This window comes from Clostridium sp. C2-6-12 (assembly GCF_009928485.1).
In the GTDB taxonomy this organism is placed as follows: domain Bacteria; phylum Bacillota; class Clostridia; order Clostridiales; family Clostridiaceae; genus Clostridium.
This window is the reverse complement of record NZ_JAABNP010000006.1, coordinates 134,532-157,010: the sequence shown is the minus strand read 5'-3', so window position 1 is coordinate 157,010 and position 22,479 is coordinate 134,532. Positions and strand designations below refer to the sequence as shown.

Sequence of the window (22,479 nt, the reverse complement as noted above, 5' to 3'; positions counted from 1 at the left end):
TCTTTACATGTTATTCTAAAACATCAATCGCTATAAATGCTTCTCCAGCTTTTATATCTCCTGTCTTTAATAAACGTACCTTTTGCTTATCATTTAATGATGTGCAAATACATGGTGATGTGAGAGATGGTGCATTTTCTTTTACAAAGTTTAAATCAAAACTTAATAATTTATCACCCTTCTTTACTTTATCTCCATCCTTTACAAATGTTTCAAATCCTTTTCCGTCAAGCTTTACTGTATCTATTCCAATGTGAATAAGTAATTCAAGTCCATCATTTGTTGTTAATCCTACTGCATGTTTTGATGGGAATACAAAGCTTATGAAACCATCTGCTGGTGCAACAACAGTTCCATCTATTGGAGTAACTACTGCTCCATCACCCATCATCTTACTTGCAAATGCTTCATCTGGTGCTTTTGATAAATCTTCAGCTTTACCAGTCAATGGACTGTCTAAAACTATAGTATTCACAACATTACCTTGAACTTCGTTTGAAGCTGCTTTTTCTTCACTAACATTTTCTTCTACTGAAGACATTGCAACTTCTTCATTTGGTGCTGTAAGTAAATAATCTTCTAAGTTTGATTTTATAACAGTAACTCTTGGTCCATATATAATTTGAACTCCAACACCTTTTTTAACAACTCCTGATGCTCCTGTTTTCTTTAATAAAGCTTCACTAACTAAATCAGCTTTATGAACTGTACAACGTAATCTTGTTGCGCAACAGTCAATATCTGAAATATTTTTCTTTCCACCAAGCCCTTGACATATCATAGCTGAAAGTTCATCAATTTCTCCATTTTGAGCATTTTTCTTTGCTTCTAAATCACTTCTACGATATAACTTAACTTCTTCAGAATCATCACGACCTGGAGTCTTTAAATCAAATTTCTTAATTAAGAATGTAAATAATAAATAGTATACCACAAAATATCCTATACCAACAATAACTATCCACGTCCAACTTGTTTTAGCATTTCCTTGTAAAATACCAAATAAGAATAAATCTATTAATCCACCTGAAAATGTCATGCCTACACCAACGCCTAGCATATGCATTAACATATATGCAGCTCCTGCAAATATACAGTGTATACCATATAATGCTGGTGCAACAAATAAGAATGTAAATTCTATTGGTTCAGTAATACCTGTAAGCATTGAAGTTAATGCTGCTGATATTAATAATCCACCTACAACTTTTCTCTTTTCCGGCTTAGCACATTGATACATTGCAAGTGCTGCTCCTGGTAAACCAAATATCATAAGTGGGAATTTACCAGACATAAATCTTGTAGCAGAAACACTGAAGTGTTCTATTCCCTTAGTTCCAAGTTCAGCGAAGAAGATGTTTTGAGCTCCTTCAATAAGCTTTCCACCTACTTCTGCTGTACCACCAACTGCTGTTTGCCAGAATGGTAAGTAGAATACATGGTGAAGACCAAATGGTATTAATAAACGTTCCATTAAACCATAAACCCATGTTCCTGCATAACCTGATTTTAAAACTATATCTCCAACTTTATAAATACCAATTTGAACTGGAGGCCAAACATAAAACATTAAAATTCCAACAATTAAATATGTTATCGCACTTATAATCGGAACAAATCTAGTTCCGCCAAAGAATGATAATACTTGTGGTAATTCTATTTTATAGAATCTGTTGTGAAGTGCTGCTACTCCAAGACCTACAATAATACCACCGAAAACACCCATTTGTAATGAAGTAATACCTAATACTGACGTAGCCGCTCCGCTTAAAAGTGCATCAGTTCCACCATGAATGTTAATCATAGCACCTATTGATGCATGCATAATAAAGAAAGCAATTGCTGCTGCTAATGCTGCAACTTCCTTTTCTTTTCTAGCCATACCTATTGCAACACCCATTGCAAATATTAGTGGTAAGTTACCGAATACTACATTTCCTGCTGCACTCATTACAGATAAAATTGAGTAAGCAAATGTCCCTGGTCCAAGTAAACCAGTAAGCCCATAAGTTGCAAGCATTGTTTCATTAGTGAATGATCCACCAATTCCTAAAAACAAACCTGCTACTGGTAAAATAGCAATTGGAAGCATAAAGGATCTTCCTACACGTTGTAAAACGCCAAAAATTTCGTCTTTCATAACTTTTCTCCTTTTTTGTGTATTTGTATTTATTATTATACATTTGAGGAGTTTTTAAACGCTTTTGCGCGCAAAAAAAAACATCAACTAACATAAACATCCTCAAATATCTATGACTAGTTAATGCCTGCTTCCCAGTAACATACTATATCAATGCTATCATTCTAACCTATTCAAAATCCTGTGTCAATATTTTTATTAAATATTAATTTATCTCTATAGAAAACCTACCCCAAAAGAAGTTCCCAAAGATATACAAACTGCTTTTTCGTATTTAGAAAAAGCTGCTGCCATAGCAGTACCATCATGAATTAATGATATTTTAAATCTTATACCCAGTTTTTCATATAACACATTAGATAGATATTCTTCATAATTATTTGCTATTAATCTTAATTTACCATATCCCCCTCTATCAGTAAATAATCCCTTTTTTACATAATTAGCAACGCTGATTACTATATGATTACCAATATTTAAAGGTTGATCGCTAGCATATTTTATAGTATTTATAATTAAATCTGCTAAATACTCATGTAATTCTTCTGCCTTAATTTTTTCTTTTTCAAAATTTTCAAACTCACACTCTATATACTTAGCTAAAACCTTATCTAATTTTATAATTTCCTTAACCTCTTTTTCCTGTATCCTCACTAAGCTTCTTTTGATAAAAGTATGTCCACAGTCAAAGATTAAATATAACTGTTGTTCTTTCTCCCCTTGAATATAGGAAGCACAGCCCTTTATTCCACAATTGGAAGAGTCTTCGGCTAATATAATTTTATATCCCTCTTCATTTGAATCTTTAAAAACCTTTTCCACATAAAATTTTAAGTTTTCTCCTATTTTTGAACTTGAAAGCCCACCTACTAGGATTATATTTCTTATGTTTCTCCAATAATCCCAATGATTATCCTCCCAATCTTTTCTTTTTAATCTGTTAATCTTTTCACCTTTCTTTAGAGTTAATAAAATAACAGCTAATCTTTCACCAAACAATTTAACAATCTCTTCTGCTTTTGACTTAACTTGAAAATTATTATCTTGTAAGCATTCATTCAAATACTGTGGCAGCATCTTCTCTTCTATACTTTCTAATTCTATATTCAAAGCTTGGCTATTTTTCTTAATTTCTTCTATAAATAGTCCAGTTGAAAATATATCCAATGCGGCCTTTCCTCGTAAATCTTGTTTCACTTTATCGGTTGGCATTATATCTATTGTCAATTTATTTATTGATGCATTAGGAGTTAAAAAACCCTCTTGAAGAAATGGATTATTCACAACGCATCCCCCTCTTTTCACTATTAGAATATCATAATTATATCATACAATATTATATTCCCAATACCTTCCACCACTCATTGACCTTTTACACCTTCCCTCATTCTATGTTTCCAAATTCAAAGTAATTTAAAATGCCCTATGATAATATTAAGGGAATATTATCATAGGGCAAATCAAAACTTACAATTAATATTTCTATAATTTGAATTTATTAAGTGTATAGTCTTTTAACTAATCATATAAATATCTTTTATTCTGATAAAACTTTTATTTCTTTATACTTATTTAAATCTGTATAAAGTTCTCCAAGATAAGGATTTCTCTTGGTTTTAAGTGTTTTCCAAATCATATATGCAAATACTGCTATATTTGAAAGTATTGATGCTAAACTAAATATCCAAAGTGGAGTTGTGCTATAAGTAGATGCTACTGCAAAAGCTCCCTTATCTATGAAAGCTGGGAAAGTTTGTGCAAACATACACCATAATGCTAAGGTTTGAGCACGATGCTGTAACCACGCTCCTTTTCCTATAGTAAATGCACATACAGTTGGAGCTAACAATAAAGCAAATCCACAATACCATGCATGACCTGGAAGACAGTTATAAGTATAATCAAAGTTCCATAAATCATATGCAATTATCCAGAACCATAACATATCTGGCCATAGCATATCCATACTTCCATCTTTAGCGGTCTTTTTCCTTAAACAGATTCCAAACCATCCAGTAATTGTTATGATATTTAAAATACCAGCAATACCATTTAAGAAATTCCAAGGACCTCCAAGAACAAACATAGCTTCATCAGCTAAATTTCCTCCTCCGAAGTAATTCAAACCAACTTCGAAATCACGACTTACTGCTTCAGCTATATTAATAGCTAAAATTAAAGGCGGAAAGCATAGTATCCATTTCTTATCAGCCAGTCTCCATTCCTTACCAGTTTTTTTGTCGATTCCTTTAACATATTTTATGCACCAGAAACCAATGCATCCAGCTGTAGAAGAATATACTTTAGCAAGATGGAACCAATCAGTATAAGTTGTATCTTTTAATACAGTAAACCATATTCCTGAAAGTATTATTGGTAAAACAACAAAGCAGAATAAACCAATATATTTAAATCTACGTGTTATTTCATTTAATCCAAAAAGTGCAATGAAAACCAATATCCATATTCCCCACACACTTAATATTGATGCTCCTTCAGCATAATTGAAAGTAAACATTTTTAATTCCCCCTAAATATTAACAATTTATAATTATCACATATTTAGTATATATCGTTTACAGATTTTTCTTCAATAGACAGATATCTGAATGTGTCAGGACTATAAGTTCAATATTTATTTTTCTATTTTATTGCTTCTTCTGCAAAGGCTGAAACTGAACGAGAAATACTCCCCCTTACCATTATTAATAATTTTTTTAGAATTACTTCTGGATCTGTAAGCATTCCTTGACTTATCCAATCTATTATTAATCCATTAAAAACATGTCTATAAAAATTAACTATAAACATCTGATCTGTATCAGATAACTTTACTCCTAATTTTTCTTCACATTCCATAACCACATCATCTAACAATTTATTTGAAAAATTGGTAAAGTACATATTAGCCTCTGACCAGTATGAAGAGCTATATACATGAAGAATCATTTTAGAATTTCTTTTCATATAATTCATAGTTGCCAAAAAACCACTAGTCCAATTTTCAAAGTTTCTGTCTTGTGCAATTTCTCCAGTCAATTCTTCGTATATTATAGATTTAAAAATATCCATAATATCTGTAAAGTAGTAATAAAAAGTTTGTCTGTTTACACCACAGTGTTCACAAATCTGTTTAATTGTAATTTTGTGTATACATTGCTTGTTTAATAATTCCTTAAATGAATTAATTATTGCAACTTTAGCATTTTGCCGCATTATTATTTCCCCCATTATTTTTAGTGCAAATTATTTCCTTTTTTATTATAGATTAATTTAGATAACTTTCAATATTTTTTTAATTTACTCTATCAAAAAAATATAATTTCCTATGAATTTTATTATTATGAATTAATACAATTATATGAAATATCATAAAGATAAATACCCTTCTATAATTATGCATTAAACTCATTTTCTATTTTCGATATACAATCTTTCTAATTGTTTCTAAAGATAAATATTAATTCTTTAACTATACTACTCATGACTTTCTCCTTATAAACTAAATATTTAGAATTAACAGCTGTTTTCTATAATCTAATTTTATATAAAAAAGACAGCAAACAATGCCGTCTTTTTTTCTTACCTATTCTTTACCATCTACCTTCTACACTTTAATAAAAGCAGTACCATTTCCCCATTGCCACTTTCCACCTCTAGCCCCTATTTCAAAATGTAATTTTGCAATACCAAGATCTATTTCCTGATAATCTTTACCACCATGTACTACGGCTGTTACAATTGAATTTTTATAATAAAATTTTACAGGTTGTTTATTCATAGCTGATGGTGCTTTCTGTACAGCTTTCATTCCGTCTTCAAACCAGCTAGGAACCTCTTCATCAGCTTCATACATTTCTGTAACTTTCTTTGATTTCCCACGGACTGCTTTTAATATAATTTTTTCTTTTAAGGTATGTTCCCCTGGTATATTTCCTATGGCAATAACTGCAATAAGAACTTCTCCATCTTCAACAATGCAGTTACAAGATTTTTTATCAAAACTTCCACCCACCCAACAAGTTCCAAGACCTAATCTAGTTGCTTCTAAAACTACTCTTTCACCATAATAACCAATTTTTTCTCTTAAACTCTTATCCTCTTTCCCAACTAATGCTATATAATTTCGCACGCCTTTGAAAAGTCCGTAACTTTTTCTTATTCCTTGAAATGCTTTCCCATCATTTAAGACAAGTTGTAAATGCAAATTTCCTTCTTTATTCACTTCTTTTATCATTTTTTCTAATTTTCTTATCTTTTCATCATCTATAGGCTTATCAATATATGTTCTTCTAGAACATCTCATTTCAATCGCATCATTTAACTCCATTACTACTCCTCCAAAATTTTTTATATTATTTTTCTTTTTCTGATATTAACAATTTTTCTATATCACTCATGAGCTTATTAATTAACATCAATTTACTTTGAAGATCTAAATAATAATAATTTTTTGTCCCAATTCTATTAACATTAACTATCCCTGATTCTTTAAGTATTTTTAAGTGATGAGATACTGCTGGCCTTGAAAGGTGTGTTTTTTCTTTAATTTCTCCTACACGAATTCCAGAACAGCCTGCATCAATTAAAGCAACAATTATATGTTGTCTTGTTTCATCTCCTATAGCCGTTAAGACATCAGTGCATTTTTTAAATTGTTCTTTTATAATTGCTAATTCATTAGATTCACACATCTTCTTATTACCTACTTACATAATAATGGTTTAAATATTTAAACTAATATTAGAATATCATATATTAATTATACTAGCTATATTGGGAAAGAAATTGTAGACCATTGATTTTAAAAACATTTAACTAGTGTTACTTTTATCTTGCTATGAATAAAAATTAAATACATAATAATAGACACATGATGCGAAACAATTCATGTGTCCAAATTATTTTTGTATTAAAACTAATCATCTGCTAATCTATATCCCACACCAACTTCTGTATATATGTACTGTGGCTGTGCTGGATTTTTTTCTATTTTTCTTCTAAGACTTGCCATAAACACTCTAAGTGACTTAGTTTCATTACCTATAGGTGAACCCCAAATTTCTTTAATTATAAAATTATGAGTTAATACCTTTCCTGGATATCTACAAAGAAGTGCCATTATTTTATATTCTATAGGAGTCAAATGTATTTCCTCATTATCAATGATTACTTTTCTTTTATCAAAATCTACATTTAAGTCTTTTACGTTAAAACTTCCTATATTATCAGACTCATTATCGTTTGATATACTATGCCTTAAGGATACTCTTATTCTTGCTAGTAGTTCTCCAATTCCAAAAGGTTTTGTTAGATAATCATCAGCTCCTTTATCTAAAGCTTCTATTTTCTGTCTTTCATTTTCTCTAGCTGAAACAATTATTATCGGAATATTAGATAATTCTCTTACTCTTTCAACCACTTCAATTCCATCCATGTCCGGAAGTCCTAAATCCAATATTATTAAATCTGGCTTATTGGATATTGAAAGTGCAATTGCCTCTCCACCTTTTTCCGTTTCAATATAATTAAATCCTTGTGCCTTTAAGGATGCTGTTATGAAGCTTCTTATTGGCTTATCATCTTCAACCACAAGAATATATGGCTTATTGTCCATCACTACCATCCTCCTTTGGAATATTAAATCTAAATATTGCTCCTTTTCCATTCTCTCTATTATAGGCAGCAATCCTTCCTCCATGTGCCTCTACTATTGACTTGCAAATTGCAAGTCCTAATCCTACCCCTCTTCTTGAATCAGATATTTTATCTCCATTAGTAAAAAATCTATCAAATATATGCTCTATTATATCTTCTGAAATTCCCATACCCCTATCAATTACTTCAAAATAAACATTTTTTTCATCTTCATATACTTTAACTTCAATTATAGAGTCTTTAGGTGTAAATTTAATAGCATTATCAATTAAATTTATAATTACCTGTTCAATTAAACTACCATCCATTGCTGCCATTATTACTTCTTCTGGAACTGTTACTTTTATCTCATGCTCCATAAACCTTTTTGAAATTCTTTGAATCGCCTCATATACTACTTCTTCAATAAGCTCCATTTCCTTCTTTATTTTCATGTTACCGCCCTCAAATCTCGTTATACTAAGCAGGTTTTCAACCAGTCTTATAAGCCATTCAGTGTCATCGTAAACACTTTGAAGTAACTCTCCTCTGGTTTCTTCTGAGATCAGATTGCCTGTTTCAATAATAGTACTCACTGAGCCTTTAATACTTGCGAGTGGGCTTCTTAAATCATGAGATATTGACCTTAAAAGATTACTTCTAAGCCTTTCACTTTCAATCTCCAGATTAGATTTCTTTTGAGTTTCTGCTAAGATTTCTCTATCTAAAGCAATATAAATTTGACTTGCAACTGTTTCAAAAATAAATTTTTGCTCTGGTTTTAGAGGACCGTTTATACATGAAATTCCTAACACTCCTAGTACTTTTCCATTACTTTTTAATGGCATATAATAACCTTTTGCACCATGAAAGGTATTAGTTCCAGTTCCACATTCTTTCTCATTAATAAATGTCCACTGTGCAACAGCTTCTTCATCTTTATTTAATAAAGCCCTATCTTTTTCTCCTATAGTTGCAGTATATATAAAAGGTGTTGAAAGTTTATTATCCTGAACTATATAACAAATAACAGTTCTTTCTAACAATCTAGATAAATATTTTATTCCTATACTAACAACATCTGCTGTTCCAGTTGCACTTAATAATTTCTTGCTTATTCTATATAAAATTTGAGTCCTTTTTTCTCTTTTAGAAGAATTAATGGCTTCTCTTTGAATTTTATTTGTAAGAGTTCCTATTACAAAAGTTACAATTAGCATTATAGGAAAAGTTGCTAAATAAGTTTTATCGTAAACTTCAAGAGAATATCTTGGTTCTGTAAACAAAAAATTAAACAAAAATATACTAACTATTGAACAAATAAAACCTAAAACATATCCTCTAGTTTTAATATTTACAATAATTACTCCTAAAATAAAAACCATAATAATGTTAGCTTCTCTAAATCCTGCCAAATCAATAAATAATGATACTATTGTAGCTATTATCATTATAATAGTTGAAACTAAAACTTCTTTAAAAGATATGTTCAATTTGAATTTATTTATACTAATACTATTTTCTTTTCCTATATCAAAAGTTGAATTAGGGATTACATATACATCTATATATGAGTTAGACTCCATAAGTTTATCCACTACATCTTTTGCATAGAAATGAAATAAATTATTAGGTTTTTTATGATTTTTACCTATTATAATTTTTGTTACATTTCTAAACTTTGCATATTGAATTATTTGTTCAGTAATATTATCTCCATATACTGTAACAACCTCTCCCCCTAATTGCTCAACTAAACTAAAATGAGAATTTAATCTTTCTTTATCTTCTTTATTGAGTTTCTGCATTTTTGTAGTTTCAACATATAATGCAATCCATTTAGAATGATGGGCTTCAGCCATTCTTGTTGCGGTTCTTATAACTCTTGAAGAAGATGGAGATGGTGAAATGCAAGCAAGAACTACATCTGAAGTTGGCATTACAGTTATCTGGCCTCTTGATAATCTTACACTTTCTACCTCGTAATTTACTCTATCTGCTGTTCTTCTTAGTGCAATTTCCCTAAGAGCAAATAAATTATTTTTAGTAAAAAAATTATTAAAAGCTTTTCTTGTTTGTTCTTTGTTATATACTTTTCCTTCACTGAATCTATTTAAAAGCTCATCTGGCTCAATATCTATTAACTCTACCTTATCTGCTTCATCAAATACTCTATCAGGAATCGTTTCTCTTACTGAAATATGGGTTATACTTTCAACTATATCATTTAAGCTCTCAATATGTTGAACATTTAAAGTGGTATAAACATCTATTCCAGCCTCTAAAAGTTCTTCTATATCCTGCCACCTTTTTTTATTCCTTTGGGTATTAACATTAGTATGAGCAAATTCATCAACTAAAATAATCTCAGGTTTTCTAATAAGAGCTTTATCCAAATCAAACTCTCTTAGAATTATCCCCTTATAATCTATTATCTTAATTGGAATACTTTCAAGTCCATATAAAAGTCCCATAGTTTCTGGCCTAACATGAGGTTCAATATATCCAACCACAACATCCTTACCCATTTTTTTCATGTCATGGGCCTCCATAAGCATTGCATAACTCTTTCCTACCCCTGCTGCATATCCAAAAAATATTTTTAACTTCCCTCTAGAAGACTCATTTTCTTCTCTTTTTATCTGATTTAAAAGATACTCTGGATTTGGTCTTTCTTGTATATCTATTTTACTCACCTCCGCAGTTCAGTTTACAATTCGTAGTTAGCAGTTTACAGTTGCTTAAATGAATTCTTTGTCTTTTCATAATACCCCCTTATTTCAGAAAAGTAAAATGAGATCAAAGCCCATTTTACTTTTTATTTAATTTGGATGCTATTTCAATATTAACCTTTAAAACATTAACTCTTTGTTCTCCAAAAATTCCAAAGCTTCTTCCTTCTGTGTATTGGTCTACAATTTTCTTTAACTCAGTTTCACTTATTCCTGACGCTTTTGAAACTGCTGGTATTTGAATTTCCGCTGCCTTTAGACTTATGTCTGGATCAAGCCCAGAACCTGAACTTGTAAGTAAGTCTGTTGGTATATCCTCTTTCTTAACGCTAGGATTAGCCGCTAGAAAAACGTCAATATCCTTTTGAACTCTTTCTTTTAGAGCTTCATTTGATGGTGCTAAATTTTGAGAACCTGAGCTAACTCCACTGTAAGCCGTCTTTCCACTTTCATCAGCTCTTAAATCCTCTTCTGTATATGTGTTGTAATTTATAGATGAAATTCTTCCTTTAAAAAATCTGCTATCTGTAAATTTTTGACCTATTAGCTCGGATCCAACTTCTCTGCCGTCCACTGTAATCATACTTCCATTAGCTTTTTTGCTAAAGATTAATTGGCTTATCCCTGTCATGAAAAGAGGATATATAAGCCCACAAAGTATCATTAAAGTAATACTTATATAAATAGATTTTTTAATTATCTTCATATAAAAATCTCCTTTTAATTTACTACATTCTTTTAATTATTCTAAACTATATAATCAATCCAACTAATATAGCTTTTGCAAGCCATAAGGCTTTAAACAAAAAATATATATTCGGAAGAAAGCCATTAGGTTCCTTCCTTAACTCTTAACTCATAATTCATAACTTCTTTTTATCCTATATTAAGAATCCTAACAAGAGGAGTAATAATAACATCTATAACCTTGATTCCTATAAACGGTGCAAGTATTCCTCCACCTCCAAAAACAAACATGTTTCTAAGGAGCATCATTTCTGCTTTCATAGGCTTGTACTTTACCCCCTTCATTGCTATTGGTATAAGTAATGGTATTATTATTGCATTAAATATAAGGGCTGAGAGTATTGCACTATAAGGTGTTGAAAGGCCCATTATATTCATAAGCTGCATCTCAGGTATAGCCACTGTAAAAATAGCAGGAATAATAGCAAAATATTTAGCTACATCATTGGCTATACTAAAAGTTGTCAAAGCTCCTCTTGTTATTAACAGCTGTTTTCCTATTTCTACAACTTCAAGAATTTTGGTTGGGTCTGAATCCAAATCAACCATGTTAGCTGCTTCTTTAGCTGCTGTTGTACCACTATTCATAGCAAGTCCAACATCTGCTTGTGCAAGAGCTGGAGCATCATTAGTTCCGTCACCTGTCATTGCTACTATTTTTCCTTGTTCCTGCTCTCTTTTAATTGCATTAATTTTATCTTCCGGCTTACATTCAGCTATAAATTCATCAACACCAGCTTCTTTTGCAATTGTTGCAGCCGTTAAAGGATTATCTCCAGTACACATAACGGTTTTGATTCCAATTTCTCTAAGCCTCTCAAATCTTTCTACAAGACCAGGCTTAACAGTATCTTTTAGGTATATGACACCATATACTTTTTCATTAACACAAACTACAAGTGGTGTTCCTCCTAATTTAGATACACTATTTACAGCCTCATCTAGGTCCTTGGGAATATTCCCTCCAAGCTCCTTTATTCTATTTTTTATAGAATCCGAAGCCCCTTTTCTTGCTTTTAAACCATTTGGTAAATCTATTCCACTCATTCTTGTTTGAGCTGTAAATTCAATAAATTCTAAATTTATATATTCTTCTTCCTTAATATCTGATCCCAATTTTCTTCCAAGATCCACTATTGATTTTCCTTCTGGAGTATCATCCTTTAAGGAACAAATTACTGAGTAATTTATAAGCTCTGCTTTATCTGTATTACCAACTGGAAGAAATTCAGCAGCAAGTCTATTTCCAAAAGTTATAGTTCCAGTCTTATCAAGAAGCATAGTATCAACATCCCCACAAGCTTCAACTGCCTTTCCTGACATTGCAATAACGTTAAATTTTGTAACTCTATCCATTCCTGCAATCCCTATTGCAGATAATAATCCTCCAATGGTTGTTGGTATTAAGCATACAAGAAGCGCAATTAAAGTAGAAATATAAATCGAAACTCCTGAATAATTGGCCATTGGGTAAAGTGCAACTATTACTATAAGAAATATAATCGTTAAACTTACAAGTATTGTATTAAGAGCAATTTCATTGGGAGTCTTTTGCCTAGATGCACCTTCAACAAGAGAAATCATTTTATCCAAGAAAGATTCGCCTGGAGTTGCAGTTATCTCTATTTTTAACCAGTCACTTACCACCTTTGTTCCCCCAGTAACTGATGCAAAATCTCCCCCTCTCTCCTTCATAACTGGTGCTGATTCACCTGTTATTGCTGATTCATCTACAGACGCAATCCCATCTATAACTTCGCCGTCATTTGGAATTATATCTCCATTTTCAACTAAAACTATATCTCCTCTTTTTAATTCATTAGCATTAATAATTTTAGTTGTTCCATCTTGATTTAAAATTTTTGCAACTGTATCTTTACGCATCTTCTTTAAATTTTCAGCTTGAGCTTTTCCTCTTCCTTCCGCAACGGCCTCTGCAAAATTGGCAAATAATACTGTTATAAAGAGTATTATTGATACAATTAAATTATATATTCTCAAATTGTTACCCTTATCTCCAAATAAGCTTGGTATAAATATAAGCAAGAAAGTTATAACAAAACCTACCTCAACAACAAACATAACTGGATTCTTAATCATATATTTGGGATTTAACTTCTTAAAAGATTCTATAATAGATTCCTTTAATATTTCTTTTGTAATAAATTTAGATTCTCTTTTTTTATTACTCATATTAATATTTCTCCTTAATCTTTAATTTAATACCAACCTTAAACTATAACTAATTTAATTACTTCCATAATGTTAAATGCTCTGCTACAGGACCAAGAGCTATAGCTGGCAAAAAGGTTAAAGCTCCGATTATTAAAACAATAGCCATTAATGTTACTGCAAACATTGCATTATCAGTTCTAAAAGTTCCTGATGTAGTTGGTATACTTCTTTTAGCTGCTAAGGATCCTGCAACTGAAAGAAGAATTATCATAGATAAATATCTTCCATAAAACATAACTATCCCAGCTACACTATTCCAAAACATAGTATTATCTCCTAAGCCCTCAAAGCCAGATCCATTATTTGCTGCAGAACTTGTAAATTGATAAACTACTTGAGTTAATCCATGAAAGCCAGAATTTGATATTCCTGCAAGTCCCTGTGGAATAACTAAAGCCAAAGCTGAAAACATCAAAATTAAAAATGGATGAATTATTATAGCTAAAGCTACTAATTTTATTTCTCTGCCTTCAAGTTTCTTTGATAAAAATTCTGGTGTTCTTCCTACCATTAGTCCACATAAGAAAACAGTAAGAATTGCATACATTATCATGTTCATAAACCCTACACCTTTTCCACCAAATATGACGTTAAGCATCATATTCATAAGAGCCACTGCTCCTCCTAGAGGCGTCAAAGAGTCATGCATGTTATTTACAGTTCCTGTGGTAAAAGCTGTAGTTACTGTAGTAAATAACGATGATTCAGCTATTCCAAATCTCACTTCTTTACCTTCCATATTTCCCATGGCTTGGCTTAAACCTATATGTGCTAACACTGGGTTTCCTGCTTTTTCTGCTAAGTAACATATAGGAAGTGCTATAATAAATAGCCCTGCCATTGCAGCAAAAATTGCCCAGCCTTGTTTTTTATTTTTAATCATTAAACCAAAGGTATAAACTAAAGCTCCTGGAAGCATCATCATAGATAATAGCTCTATTAAATTTGTTATTGGATTAGGATTCTCAAATGGATGTGCTGAATTTGCTCCAAAGAATCCACCACCGTTTGTCCCTATATGCTTTATTGATTCAAGCGCTGCTACAGGTCCCATTGCTATATCTTGCACTTTTCCTTCTATTGTAGTAACAGTTTTAATTCCTGCTAGAGTTTGAGGCACTCCTTGAGATACTAAAAGAAGTCCTATTATTATTGAAAATGGTAATAACACTCTTGTTGTTATTCTTGTTATATCAACAAAAAAGTTTCCCATTGATTTTTTTGAAGATATTCCTCTCATAAAAGCCAAAGCCGCTGCAAAACCTGTTGCTGCCGAAGTGAACATCATGAATATAATTACAATCATTTGACTTAAATGAGATAGTCCAGATTCTCCACTATAATCTTGAAGATTTGTGTTTGTCATAAAGCTTATTATTGTATTAAATGATAAGCTCTGCTCCATTCCTTCTATTTTATTTGGATTTATAAATAAAAATCCTTGAATCCTTAGAATTATATATCCTATAAATACCATGACAGCATTTACAGCTATAATAGAAATAACATATTCTTTCCAATTCATTTCTTCATCTTTATTTATCTTGCAAATTTTATAGATGAAGTTATCAATAATATTAAAAAACTTATCTCCAAATGCTTTTTGGTTAGCACTAACTTTGAATATATATTTCCCAAGCGGCACTACGATTACCATAAAAAGCAGTAAAGTTATTATTATTTGTAACCATTCCATAGATATTTCCTCCTTAATTTCCTAGCACATATTCTAAAATTTTTCTGGATTAAATAAGGCATAACTTAAATATCCAAAGAGTAAAATTATTATTCCAACCAAAATCCACATATAAGTTCCTCCATGTATTCTTTCTATTTGTTTAGCTGTTTCTCACACCAATTGGCAAAAAATATAATAGAGCCAAATCCTAAAATTAATAATGAAAAAAATACGGCATCTAGCATTATTCTTCTCCCTTCAATATTTATTTTCTATCTTGATATTACTCTTTCTTGTATAAAGATTGGGTTAAACTATTTATATTGGTATAAAGATTGTATAAAGATTTTCATCAAAATCTGAAAAACTATATAAAACTAAAATAAGCTGTTGCAAAAAGCAACAGCTTGACCAAATATCATATATAAAAATACCATTAAAAATATATTAATTATAATTCCCTTCATAAAATTTAGCGTTTCTAAAAACATAAATTTATACGAACTATAAAAGTATTTCAGCAAATCTCTTATTATCCAATTCATATTCTTTTATATATAATAAAATATTTTTCAAATACTCATCATTATGTTCAATTTCTTTTGATAAAGCTTGAATTAATCTCACTATCTTTTCTATAGAAATTTCTCCATTATAAATATATTGTCCAACTAAAATGAATTTTATATACGAGAATCTTATTAGCATCATAATATACCCATCAAAAACTATATCGTTTTCTGAAAATGGAAAAAATTCTTTAAACATATGGTTAACTAAATAGTTCTCAAAAATATAACTGTATTTTTCAAAAATATTCTCTTCACAATAATCCCAAGCTTTGATAAATAATTCTGAGTTTTCTATTAAACTTTCTCCTTTATAAAATCTAAACCCAGAAAAAACTTCTTTCATTTTCGTTTTAAAATAATCGCTATAATATTCACCATATTCATTAAATTTTTCTAATACTTGTCTATAAAACGATAATTGAAGCATATAATTTTCTTTATTCCTTTTAAAATCATTGCTAAAAGAATTCATATCATATTTATGTATAAATTCTTTTACATTATAATAGCCATAGCATAATTCCCTACGTAAATTTTCTAAAAAAGAGCCAAGCACATATAATCTTTCACTTAAACTATAATTTTTATTTTTTATGATTTCAATGCTTTTTCCCCTTATTTCTCGCATATATTTATAATTAGTATCCTTAACCTCTTTAGAATAAGTGTCTATCTCTAAAGTTACAAAGTGCTTTCCAATACTAATTTCCTCTTCACTAAAATTTATTCCTTCGGCCTTTAAAAGTATTAATCTTGCTGCTTCAATACAAGATACATCTAAAGACATTTCATAAAAATCATCAATTTTATTTATAACTCTTGGGAAAACAGTACATACATTTGATAGATATTCTTCTCCAAGCTTTGTTTGAAGGCTGCAGTAGTTCTCATTATTCAAAAAAGGACATATTTTATCACTGTCTAATTTAATTTGTCCATAATCGGTTTTGAGAGTATTACATTTCTCTCTCACAAAGATATTATCATTAACAAATTTTTTCGTTTCCTCATCTTGAATATTTTTATATTTTTCAAAAGTCTCCTTATCAATATATATATGCCAATATCCACAACAGTTATCTTCACAGCTTCCCCCAATACACTTAAATTCATTAAGATATGAAGGATAACGCATTTTAATATTTTCTTTCACTTTTTTCTCCTATTATTCTAATATCAAATGAAATATTCCAATAATGTCTCTTTAATAATTCTACCATAATATTTGCCTTATAGTTTTCCATTTTAATTTGTAAATTTCAAAAAAGCCGACTTTCCCCACTGTAAGTTTTTAATATCTATAAGCTGTATATGTTTGATTTTAGGAAAAAAATTACTTGCTATATAAAAAGTTTTGCTTAAACCTTTCATATAGCAAGCATTTAATTAAAAAAATATATAATTATATATTTGATTCATGTTCTTAGTAATCCTACATTTTAAATTTCACATTTTCCATCAACACATTTTCCTGAATTAGGCTCTTTTTCATCTTGAACATTTTCTAAAGGCTTTATTGAAGCTGATATTTCTTCATTTTTTACTTTTTTAAGAGTCCTTAAAAACAACTCTATAGGTTGTGCTCCTGAAATAGCATATTTGCTATTAAATACAAAGTAAGGTACTCCAGTTATATTAAGCTTTGAAGCTTCTTCTTCATCTTTTCTTACTTCTGCTGCATATTTTCCTGTTTCCAAAACCTCTAAAGCTTTAACTCTATCAAGCCCTACTTCATCAGCAAGCTTAGTTAACACCCCATAATCGGATATATCCATTGCCTCAACAAAATAAGCTTTTAAAATTCTTTCTGATAGCTCATTCATCTTTCCTTCTGTTTTAGCATAATGAGATAATCTATGAGCATCAAAAGTATTTGTTGGTTTTATATCATCAAAATTATAGTTAAGACCAATTTCCTTAGCTTGTGCTGATATTTGATCGTTAGAAGCTTTAGCTTGTTCTACTGATATTCCATATTTTTTAGCTATAATTTCATGTATACTTTCATCAAATTTCTTTTTTGATTTTGGATCAAGTTCAAAGCTTTTAACTACCAATTCGACTTCTTCTTTATGTTCAAAGTCATTTAAAGCCATCTCTAATCTTCTTTTTCCTATATAACAAAATGGGCATACAAAATCTGACCATACCTCTATTTTCATGTTAATTCCTCCTCATTTTTATAATCTCATCTCATGTATTGTACTGTATTGGCTTTTCTTTCTGGAGCTTTGCTTATTTTTACATCTTTATATCCAAGCAACACTGCATAATATGGTGTATATCCTTCTGGAATACTTAATTTACTTTTATATTGTGCTCCTTTTTCACTATTAAATAATATGCTTACAAAACCATTCCAACAAGACCCTATATCTAAAGATTCTGCTGCAATAAGCATATTTTCTGTTGCCGCTGCACAATCCACTTGAGGCATCATTCCATTATCATTCCCTGAAACTATAATAACTGTGGGTGCTCCATAAAAACTATCAAACTTATCATTATTAGCCATTTTCCTAAGTAATTCATCTGAAAAATCCTTAGCTGCTTCTTTTGCTTCAATATTTAACTCTTTAATTAACTCTGAATTTTGTATAACTGTAAAATTCCAAGATTGCATGTTATGAGCACTTGGTGCATATATTCCTGCTTCAATTATAGCTTGTAATTCTTCTTCCTTTATTTGCTCTGCTTTGAATTTCCTTGTAGTTCTTCTTTCTTTTATAACCTTTAATATTTCATTCATTTTAATTTCTCCTCATATCTTTTTCGTACGTGAACGAACTAATTCTTTAAAAAAATACTCATAGTATTTTTTTTATACTTTTTAAAGCTTTATCAATGTTTTCTTCAAAGGTTTGCTTTTCATCATTATTAAAATTATTCAGCAAAAAGTTTAAAAATTCAGCTTCTATATTTCTAAGTATTTTTACTATATATAAAGCTTCTGGTTTTAAGCTTATATATACACTTCTTTTATCTTCAGAACAATCACATTTTTTTATTAATCCTTGACTTTCATATTTATTAATAATGTCTGATAAAGAAGATTTGGATATTTCCCATGTGCTTGATATTTCGTTAAAAATCATCGCGCTGCCATCTTCAGGAAGTATATAAAATAATGGTATATGATTTAGTAATATGGGTAAATTCTCTTCTTTTATTTTTTTTGCAATAAATTTATTTGAAATAGAATTAATTTCATTTATTTTACCCAATATACATCCTTTTTTCATTTCCTCACCTCATTCGTTCGAGTACGAACTAATTTTAACTCAATTAAATTCTTTTGTCAATACGGTATAATAAATCTTAACTCTCCTAACTTAACTCCAGTAAAGTCTGCATTAATACACTTTCTCTTTCAAAATATCAATGCTATTTTTGCTTTAAAAACTGTCATTTTTGCTACAATAAGCAAATCCCCAAAAAATTATGTTAAACTTTAAATATAATAGAGTATTTTAATGTTATTTATCTTTATATTAATTTTAATATTTTTGTAAAGGGAGGTGCAGGCGACTATGTCTATAGCTCTAAGCGGAACTTCAAATCAATATAATGTGAATAATTTACAAGCTAAGTTATCTTCACAGCAAATGAAAATTCAAAGTCAACAATCCAAAATTCAAGATCAAGAATCAGAATTACAAAACCAACAACAACAAATACAAAAATATCAAACAAAAGTTCAAGATCAACAGCAACAAATACAAAAACAAGATTCAATAATACAAAGCCAGAATCAAAAGCTTCAAGCATCTAGGTCAAATGCACAAAAAAGTGCACCTCAAGCTTCCATGATTAAATCGAATTTTTTAGATGCTTATGCTTAAATTTAACCTTCTTAATTTAGAAATATGACTAAATTAATAGATAACCTTTCCTAATTATAAAGCAGAGTGTTCCCCCACTCTGCTAATTATTTTTGTACTTATATATAAAATGTCCTTATATTTGATAAATTTTCTTTCAATATATATATGCATAAATCTATTTATAACAATAAGAATAATAACTTTCTTTAATATTTGAAAATTCTCTCTGCTTAATAGGCACTTCACTATTATCTAACAACCTAAATGAATAATCCTCAATACCTGAAATATAATCCATATTAACAAGAAAACTCTTGTGACAACGCAGAAATCTTTTATCATTTATTTTTGCTTCCACTTGATCTAGCTTAGAATTAAAGCTAAGTATGCCCTTTTTAGTATATATATTGATTTTCTTCCCAAAGCTTTCAATATATTTAATATCTTTAAAAAATATAGTGTGCATTTCATTATCAAACTTGATCACTATACTTTTTTGCTTTTCTTTATCAATTAATAAAATTGCATGTTTAAGCACTTTAAACAACCTATCTTTATCAATAGGTTTTATTAAGTAGTTGAATGGAAAGACACAAAAACTTTCTAATGCATATTCTGTACTAGTAGTTGTAAAAACAAACTTCACCACTTCATCAAATTCTCTTATCTTTTTTGCTACTTCTATTCCATTATCTTGTCCTAAATAAACATCAAGAAATATAATATCTATTTCTGACTTTTCACAAATATAATAATTAATTAACTGCTCCCCAGATGTAAAATTAATAATATGAATGTCATAAGTTAATGTTACAAAATATTCTCTGATTAAACCTTCAAGATACTTTCTATGTTTCTCCATCTCATCACAAATAGCAACATTAATCATAAGCACACCTCTATCTCAATTTATATTAAATATGCTTCTTATATTATTTCCTTATAAAAATTTTACTTTAAATTGTAATTAACTTCAATAAAACTATTATTTATATTTAAATGTTGCTCCATTATGATGATCTGCTTAAAACAAACTTATGAAACACAAATATCCAATTTCTAAAACTGGGTCTTCAAAACCATCTCTTAAAAACTCTATAACAGCGTCAGTATTATTACCTATAATTCTAGAAAAAACTACTATATAATCTTTTATATCCTGAAGCTCTATTTCCTTATTTTTATTTATACAATATTTTAAAAATACAGCATACCTTACTAGTAAATACTCTAACATAATCATTTGAAAGGAAATTATAAGTTCTTCAGCATCACTACTTATGCAACTGCTTAAAATATCAGATACAAGCCAATTTTCAACAAACTCATCATATTGTTTAAATAGATTTTTATAATCTTGCCACTTAGCTGAAAGCTTTTCAATTTTTGCAGTTTCTCCAAAATCAGAAATATCTTTTAAAAGAAGCTCAAAACTAGATACTTCTTTATAATTCTTTATAATATCTAACAATAGATAGTTAATTTCTTCAACTGACTCATTTATGTTTGAATCTATTTCCTTGTAAACTTCTATATGTTTTTGTATAAACTCTCTGTTCTTAAATTTTCCTAGTTCTTCTAATACCACATTTTCATCAAAGTCTTCTTCTAAAATATTTGATAACATTTGAAAACTAACAAGTAATTTCTCTTCTAATAAAAAATCCTCCTGCTGCATAATATTAATCACATTTTCTCTAATTTTAAGTTCTAATAAAGTATTTTTTATCTCCTTATGATTTTCTGGAAGCATACTTATTTTTCCTGATATACTGCTTATTATTTCTACTACTTCTGGACATGCACAGGATAATGAAAATTCACTTCTAACTTCAAATTTATTTTCTATTCTAGGAAACTTATGACATGTTGATGATATATATTCTTCTCCATGATTTTTTACTATCTGGCATAATCCTTGTGTATCTAAAAATGGGCATGGTTCATGATTTTCCTTATTAATAAAATAACCCGCAACACTTTCTGATTTCTCCATTTTTATCTTACTTAGAATTTGAGTGCAATTGTCTTTTTTCCATTTGTTATAGGTATCAGCATCTATGCTTACATCCCATCCATCACAACAGGTAAATTTACATTTATCTGCTATACATTTAAATTTATCATAATTTGTAATCTTTAAAACCTCTATTGATTTATCCATAAAAATATCTCCAATTTTCTATAATATCAAGTTACATAAATATTATTATAATAGAGTTCTTCTGCTTTCGTATACTCTTAATTTCAAAATGTTAGATAAATAATCTTTAATTATAGAAATAATTTTTAATTAAAGTTTTAAAACAAAATAATCCATTATGAATTTAATGTTATCTTTTTTATTCTCAATTTTTATACCTCCAGCTTGATTTTCTTTATTATCACATATTTGCTTTTCTAAGCTTTCAATCACATTAATTTCTTGCTTATTTGTACTCATCCCTTCTTCTGATTCTTCATTTTTGTTTTTGGTTTTAATATTTTGATGCTTAGCAAAATTTTTTACTCTATAAATATTATGTTCAGTAATTTCAATCATTTGTAATTCAATTAATACATCTAAAGCTAACTTAACTAGATTTACATCTCTATTAAATTCTATTGCCAAAGTTTCTAATGTATATGGAATATTTTTTCAGAGATATAACTCCCCTTCTAAATTAACCTTACCAGCTAAAATCACAATTGCCACCCAAACGTAATGAATTAAATCTCTTTCTGGCTTGGTATCTATTATTTAAAATTTTGTGTCCGCATACATGTCTGTTTTGAATTGTTATTTTTTATAAAAACACCACTTCATTTATTGCAAATATAATTGACAACTTTATATTAATTTACTAACATTGATTATATTATCCTAATATCTGTTTGACAATGTGCCAAATATAGCTGAAGCGTTATTTATTCA

Annotated in this window: 18 protein-coding genes and 1 pseudogene; 1 reads left to right on the top strand and 18 read right to left on the bottom strand. The window is 29.4% G+C overall.

The features are described from left to right. Nucleotides 1–10 precede the first annotated feature (10 nt). From GXK56_RS07215 to GXK56_RS07140, 15 genes are all read right to left on the bottom strand, one after another. Nucleotides 11–2,140, bottom strand: coding sequence for a PTS transporter subunit IIABC (locus tag GXK56_RS07215; protein ID WP_160686651.1), 2,130 nt, complete (start codon nt 2,138–2,140; stop codon nt 11–13). 216 nt (nt 2,141–2,356) lie between these two features. After that, on the bottom strand, nt 2,357–3,424 hold the full coding sequence (locus tag GXK56_RS07210) for a hypothetical protein (protein ID WP_160686649.1): 1,068 nt from the start codon (nt 3,422–3,424) through the stop codon (nt 2,357–2,359). A 253-nt stretch (nt 3,425–3,677) separates the two neighbouring features. After that, a complete protein-coding gene (locus GXK56_RS07205) occupies nt 3,678–4,658 on the bottom strand; it encodes a DUF5692 family protein (RefSeq protein WP_160686647.1) in 981 nt (326 codons plus the stop codon). Between the two features lie 125 nt (nt 4,659–4,783). Continuing rightward, on the bottom strand, nt 4,784–5,356 hold the full coding sequence (locus GXK56_RS07200; RefSeq protein WP_160686645.1) for a TetR/AcrR family transcriptional regulator C-terminal domain-containing protein: 573 nt from the start codon (nt 5,354–5,356) through the stop codon (nt 4,784–4,786). 391 nt (nt 5,357–5,747) lie between these two features. Then, nucleotides 5,748–6,470, bottom strand: a complete 723-nt coding sequence (locus GXK56_RS07195; RefSeq protein WP_160686643.1) for a nitroreductase family protein — start codon at nt 6,468–6,470, stop codon at nt 5,748–5,750. A 25-nt stretch (nt 6,471–6,495) separates the two neighbouring features. Further along, nucleotides 6,496–6,834 (bottom strand): metalloregulator ArsR/SmtB family transcription factor, encoded by a 339-nt coding sequence (locus GXK56_RS07190; RefSeq protein WP_160686641.1) that lies wholly within the window; start codon nt 6,832–6,834, stop codon nt 6,496–6,498. Nucleotides 6,835–7,058: 224 nt separating this feature from the next. After that, on the bottom strand, nt 7,059–7,757 hold the full coding sequence (locus GXK56_RS07185; protein WP_160686729.1) for a response regulator transcription factor: 699 nt from the start codon (nt 7,755–7,757) through the stop codon (nt 7,059–7,061). Next, nucleotides 7,747–10,464, bottom strand: a complete 2,718-nt coding sequence (locus GXK56_RS07180; protein ID WP_160686731.1) for a sensor histidine kinase KdpD — start codon at nt 10,462–10,464, stop codon at nt 7,747–7,749. Before GXK56_RS07180 ends, GXK56_RS07185 begins: the two co-directional genes overlap by 11 nt. Nucleotides 10,465–10,588: 124 nt before the next feature. Next, nucleotides 10,589–11,215 carry a K(+)-transporting ATPase subunit C gene (locus GXK56_RS07175; RefSeq protein ID WP_160686639.1) on the bottom strand — a complete coding sequence of 209 codons (627 nt, stop codon included), beginning with the start codon at nt 11,213–11,215 and terminating at the stop codon, nt 10,589–10,591. Nucleotides 11,216–11,385: 170 nt separating this feature from the next. Next, a complete protein-coding gene (kdpB, locus tag GXK56_RS07170) occupies nt 11,386–13,449 on the bottom strand; it encodes a potassium-transporting ATPase subunit KdpB (protein ID WP_160686637.1) in 2,064 nt (687 codons plus the stop codon). Between the two features lie 58 nt (nt 13,450–13,507). Continuing rightward, complete coding sequence (gene kdpA / locus GXK56_RS07165) at nt 13,508–15,187, bottom strand: potassium-transporting ATPase subunit KdpA (RefSeq protein WP_160686635.1); 1,680 nt, start codon at nt 15,185–15,187, stop codon at nt 13,508–13,510. Nucleotides 15,188–15,673: 486 nt separating this feature from the next. Further along, nucleotides 15,674–16,894, bottom strand: a complete 1,221-nt coding sequence (gene fliB / locus GXK56_RS07155) for a flagellin lysine-N-methylase (protein WP_160686633.1) — start codon at nt 16,892–16,894, stop codon at nt 15,674–15,676. Nucleotides 16,895–17,180: 286 nt separating this feature from the next. Then, complete coding sequence (locus GXK56_RS07150) at nt 17,181–17,903, bottom strand: DsbA family oxidoreductase (protein WP_160686631.1); 723 nt, start codon at nt 17,901–17,903, stop codon at nt 17,181–17,183. Between the two features lie 26 nt (nt 17,904–17,929). Then, complete coding sequence (locus GXK56_RS07145) at nt 17,930–18,490, bottom strand: nitroreductase family protein (protein WP_160686629.1); 561 nt, start codon at nt 18,488–18,490, stop codon at nt 17,930–17,932. A gap of 58 nt (nt 18,491–18,548) precedes the next feature. Beyond that, the gene (locus GXK56_RS07140; protein WP_160686627.1) at nt 18,549–18,983 is read right to left on the bottom strand and encodes a MarR family transcriptional regulator; all 435 of its coding nucleotides are present in this window, start codon (nt 18,981–18,983) and stop codon (nt 18,549–18,551) included. Nucleotides 18,984–19,271: 288 nt separating this feature from the next. Between GXK56_RS07140 and GXK56_RS07135 the strand changes: the two genes are divergently transcribed. Continuing rightward, entirely contained in the window at nt 19,272–19,583 is a 312-nt protein-coding gene (locus GXK56_RS07135) for a hypothetical protein (protein WP_160686625.1), read from the top strand. Nucleotides 19,584–19,740: 157 nt separating this feature from the next. On the opposite strand, the gene GXK56_RS07130 is transcribed toward GXK56_RS07135, so the two are convergent. The 3 genes and pseudogenes from GXK56_RS07130 to GXK56_RS28075 all read right to left on the bottom strand — a co-directional run. After that, nucleotides 19,741–20,454 carry a LytTR family DNA-binding domain-containing protein gene (locus tag GXK56_RS07130; protein WP_160686623.1) on the bottom strand — a complete coding sequence of 238 codons (714 nt, stop codon included), beginning with the start codon at nt 20,452–20,454 and terminating at the stop codon, nt 19,741–19,743. A 135-nt stretch (nt 20,455–20,589) separates the two neighbouring features. Then, the gene (gene fliB / locus GXK56_RS07125; protein WP_160686621.1) at nt 20,590–21,729 is read right to left on the bottom strand and encodes a flagellin lysine-N-methylase; all 1,140 of its coding nucleotides are present in this window, start codon (nt 21,727–21,729) and stop codon (nt 20,590–20,592) included. Between the two features lie 279 nt (nt 21,730–22,008). Further along, a pseudogene (locus tag GXK56_RS28075) lies at nt 22,009–22,329 on the bottom strand (phage replisome organizer N-terminal domain-containing protein); the annotation flags it as partial. Nucleotides 22,330–22,479 lie beyond the last annotated feature (150 nt).

Bases quoted from the DNA above. Each gene is read 5' to 3' on its own strand.
- GXK56_RS07190 (WP_160686641.1), bottom strand. From the start codon at position 6,834: ATGTGTGAATCTAATGAATTAGCAATTATAAAAGAACAATTTAAAAAA.
- GXK56_RS07185 (WP_160686729.1), bottom strand. From the start codon at position 7,757: ATGGACAATAAGCCATATATTCTTGTGGTTGAAGATGATAAGCCAATA.
- GXK56_RS07145 (WP_160686629.1), bottom strand. From the start codon at position 18,490: ATGAATGAAATATTAAAGGTTATAAAAGAAAGAAGAACTACAAGGAAA.
- GXK56_RS07205 (WP_160686647.1), bottom strand. From the start codon at position 4,658: ATGTTTACTTTCAATTATGCTGAAGGAGCATCAATATTAAGTGTGTGG.
- GXK56_RS07175 (WP_160686639.1), bottom strand. From the start codon at position 11,215: ATGAAGATAATTAAAAAATCTATTTATATAAGTATTACTTTAATGATA.
- kdpB (WP_160686637.1), bottom strand. From the start codon at position 13,449: ATGAGTAATAAAAAAAGAGAATCTAAATTTATTACAAAAGAAATATTA.
- GXK56_RS07215 (WP_160686651.1), bottom strand. From the start codon at position 2,140: ATGAAAGACGAAATTTTTGGCGTTTTACAACGTGTAGGAAGATCCTTT.
- fliB (WP_160686621.1), bottom strand. From the start codon at position 21,729: ATGGATAAATCAATAGAGGTTTTAAAGATTACAAATTATGATAAATTT.
- kdpA (WP_160686635.1), bottom strand. From the start codon at position 15,187: ATGGAATGGTTACAAATAATAATAACTTTACTGCTTTTTATGGTAATC.
- GXK56_RS07150 (WP_160686631.1), bottom strand. From the start codon at position 17,903: ATGAAAATAGAGGTATGGTCAGATTTTGTATGCCCATTTTGTTATATA.
- GXK56_RS07195 (WP_160686643.1), bottom strand. From the start codon at position 6,470: ATGGAGTTAAATGATGCGATTGAAATGAGATGTTCTAGAAGAACATAT.
- GXK56_RS07135 (WP_160686625.1), top strand. From the start codon at position 19,272: ATGTCTATAGCTCTAAGCGGAACTTCAAATCAATATAATGTGAATAAT.
- GXK56_RS07140 (WP_160686627.1), bottom strand. From the start codon at position 18,983: ATGAAAAAAGGATGTATATTGGGTAAAATAAATGAAATTAATTCTATT.
- GXK56_RS07200 (WP_160686645.1), bottom strand. From the start codon at position 5,356: ATGCGGCAAAATGCTAAAGTTGCAATAATTAATTCATTTAAGGAATTA.
- GXK56_RS07130 (WP_160686623.1), bottom strand. From the start codon at position 20,454: ATGATTAATGTTGCTATTTGTGATGAGATGGAGAAACATAGAAAGTAT.